Origin of the sequence: Oribacterium sp. WCC10 (genome assembly GCF_900113415.1) — a bacterium.
GTDB lineage: Bacteria > Bacillota > Clostridia > Lachnospirales > Lachnospiraceae > Oribacterium.
The window spans coordinates 1-1,994 of the sequence record NZ_FOPH01000050.1; the positions used below are offsets into that span (position 1 = coordinate 1).

At 39.3% G+C, this 1,994-nt stretch carries 5 protein-coding genes; all 5 read right to left on the reverse strand.

Annotation, left to right across the window (positions count from 1 at the left end):
* Positions 1–103: 103 nt before the first annotated feature.
* Positions 104–469 carry an ACT domain-containing protein gene (locus BM294_RS15575; protein ID WP_091209996.1) on the reverse strand — a complete coding sequence of 122 codons (366 nt, stop codon included), beginning with the start codon at positions 467–469 and terminating at the stop codon, positions 104–106.
* Between the two features lie 125 nt (positions 470–594).
* Positions 595–729 (reverse strand): DUF6198 family protein, encoded by a 135-nt coding sequence (locus BM294_RS16500; protein ID WP_255407214.1) that lies wholly within the window; start codon positions 727–729, stop codon positions 595–597.
* Between the two features lie 56 nt (positions 730–785).
* Positions 786–1,325 carry a GNAT family N-acetyltransferase gene (locus tag BM294_RS15580; RefSeq protein ID WP_031555692.1) on the reverse strand — a complete coding sequence of 180 codons (540 nt, stop codon included), beginning with the start codon at positions 1,323–1,325 and terminating at the stop codon, positions 786–788.
* Between the two features lie 123 nt (positions 1,326–1,448).
* Positions 1,449–1,733, reverse strand: a complete 285-nt coding sequence (locus BM294_RS15585) for an MBL fold metallo-hydrolase (protein WP_091209998.1) — start codon at positions 1,731–1,733, stop codon at positions 1,449–1,451.
* A gap of 54 nt (positions 1,734–1,787) precedes the next feature.
* Positions 1,788–1,994: hypothetical protein (locus BM294_RS16115; protein ID WP_175494733.1), on the reverse strand; the 207-nt coding region annotated here is incomplete at its 5' end.

Below are 1,994 nucleotides of genomic sequence, written 5' to 3' on the forward strand. Positions count from 1 at the left end.
CCGAATTACGAAAAGAACTTCCACTGCTTTTTATTTGTCAATAAAGTAAAACTGCGCCACAGCCCTGGCAGGCCATCGCGCAGCGATTTTGTTCACTTTGAATTTATATCACTGTATATCCTTCAGAAGCTAATATAGTCAGCGCTCTTTCATAATTGTTTTCTTTCACAAGAATATAATCTGTGTTGTATGTAGATACTGCAAAGATTCCTATCTTATGCTCCGCAAGTATACCGGACAGTTTTGAAAGAATTCCAATCAATGAAAAATCGAGAACTCCTTGAATACGGAAGCCTCTCCACCCATCATCACGTTCGAGCGTGATTTGTGGCGTATCTTCCGTTTTACATACAAGTGACAATTCTTCATCCGTCTTACCTATAAAATAGAAATCGGACTCTGTGTTGATACTCGATGCGTCTGTCACTTTACAAACAGTAAGTTTATAATCTATTTTCTTCAGTTCCATCTGTAGTTCCTCCCATATAAATCCCGATTTTCCATCGACTCTAAAACCTGTAATTCAATTTCCCATCAACGTTTTTGTGGTTTCAATCACATCTTTATGCCTCAGATTGCAGGGATCGAAGTGGATTACGACAACCCCATACCCAGACAATCCCATGGAGCAAGTCCTATATTTGCAAAAATAGTAAGATGGACTCCGAATGCAAAGATAAAAAGTCCTGCGATAATCCTGATCCATCCAAATATGGTATCCTTTTTCATAAAACGTCCATTTCGTCAATAAAACTGTATTACAAACTACTTAACAAGCTCGGATTCTATTGTTTTGATAGCCAATCTTCCTTTGTCATTAGGCTTACATGGCCTGTTCTCTTCTCGTGCATCAGAGGTACATCCACATTCTCAGATCGCCATTGATACCTAAAGCCGCATTTCTCCTGAACACGCTTGGACTTGATATTACCTTCATAATATCCGATCCAGATTTTCTTCATACCTAAGTCTTCAAAAGCATGTCGCAGCATTTCCTTCACTGCTTCCGGCATGATCCCCCGTCCCCAGAACGGTTTCCCAAGCCAGTAACCCATCTCGCATTCGTCATCTCTTTCAGTCATATCGGTATGCCCGTTCAGCTTCAGTTCGATTGCGCCTATAGCCTTGCCTTCTTCTTTCAGACATATAGCATAAGCCTCTTTCCCGTTTAACACATTCTTTATTACATCCAGGCTCTCTTCGATACTCTTATGAGCAGGCCATCCGGCAATCGGACCCACATCCGGTTCACTGGCATATTTGTATAAATCCTCTGCATCGCCTTCATTCCAGCGGCGAAGGATCAATCGTTCTGTTTCAAGCATTTTCTTTATCCTCTTTGTGATTAGATTATTATCTTTCTGTAAAATGGCCTTATTAAATAACTCATATTACTCCTCGTTGCTGCCAATAATACCTGTCTTCAGATACAGAATTAAAACGTCATATTAAAATTCCTTCTTCAGTCCGACCATCATCTTTTCAAGTCTGTCGCCAAGCTCTTCTTTCAATATCTCATAGGCATGTTTCTCAGTACAATGCCCGGTACAGACATAATCTATATCCTTTACTTCGATTCCAAGTCCCTGCATATTATTCAAAAATAAGTCAGAAGCTCCTGCATCTACAAGTATCTTTTTATCATTATACTCAACAAGAACGGACAGTCCCCATTCTCCTTTGAACAAACCTGTCGAAGTATTATCAACGATTATTGTAAGCTTAGTGTTCATAGCTGATCTCCGTATTAAGATTGTCTATTTTAATTATCTCCCTTAACTTTATTTTCATAGCCTTATAGAAACATATCCTCTCATTGAGAAAATAAATATCAGGAGACATACCGCAAAAATAACAACAGATAGTATGATCTTCACCTTTCCGGAAAATACTGAGACATATGGTAGTTTTATTGTTTTAATTCCCTCACAAAACATCCATATCCCGCCGCCCATTCCAAGTGCGGATGCAGCTGCCAATATAAGAAGCAGTAT

What these genes read in the sequence shown, in the direction of transcription:
- BM294_RS15580 (WP_031555692.1), bottom strand. Translation starts at nt 1,325, where the DNA reads ATGCTTGAAACAGAACGATTGATCCTTCGCCGCTGGAATGAAGGCGAT.
- BM294_RS15575 (WP_091209996.1), bottom strand. Translation starts at nt 469, where the DNA reads ATGGAACTGAAGAAAATAGATTATAAACTTACTGTTTGTAAAGTGACA.
- BM294_RS16500 (WP_255407214.1), bottom strand. Translation starts at nt 729, where the DNA reads ATGAAAAAGGATACCATATTTGGATGGATCAGGATTATCGCAGGACTT.
- BM294_RS15585 (WP_091209998.1), bottom strand. Translation starts at nt 1,733, where the DNA reads ATGAACACTAAGCTTACAATAATCGTTGATAATACTTCGACAGGTTTG.